Source organism: Gilliamella sp. Gris1-4 (assembly GCF_001690335.1).
GTDB classification, from domain to species: Bacteria; Pseudomonadota; Gammaproteobacteria; order Enterobacterales; family Orbaceae; genus Gilliamella; species Gilliamella apicola_P.
In genome coordinates this window covers 1-479 of the sequence record NZ_LZHA01000036.1, presented here as the reverse complement: position 1 = coordinate 479, position 479 = coordinate 1, and the positions used below count along the sequence as shown (strand labels likewise).

The 479-nt window shown below is 38.8% G+C and carries 1 protein-coding gene; it reads left to right on the top strand.

Going from position 1 to position 479, the window contains the following annotated elements; translation table 11 throughout:
• Positions 1–92 precede the first annotated feature (92 nt).
• The coding region (locus A9G31_RS04230; RefSeq protein WP_141671379.1) for an IS5 family transposase at positions 93–479 on the top strand (387 nt) is incomplete at its 3' end.

Sequence of the window (479 nt, the reverse complement as noted above, 5' to 3'; positions counted from 1 at the left end):
ATTAGGGCGTGTTGATCTTTCATGATTATTTTTTAGACGGCATGATGTGAGTTATAATAATTCAGCCAAAAACAACCATAACTCGATTCATCATGCCAAGAACAATGCTAACAAATAAACGGTGGGAAAAGCTACTACAAATAATGAAAAATACCGGCCGAGTTTATAATAAATCCGAGCATCGGATGACGTTTGAAGGGATCCTTTTCCGAATGAGAACCGGTATTCCTTGGCGAGATTTGCCAGAAGAGTTTGGTGAATGGAGCACTGTCTATAGGCGATTTAATTTGTGGTCTAAAAAAGGAATATTAGTTGATATTTTCAAATATTTATCACAACTAGCGGATTTTGAATGGGTGTTCCTAGATGGCTCGATTATCAGGGCTCATCAACATAGTACAGGCGCTGCAACGGAGTATTCCGAGCAAATAGGTCAGAGCTGTGGTGGTAATTCAACTAAAATTCATCTTGCGGTTGAT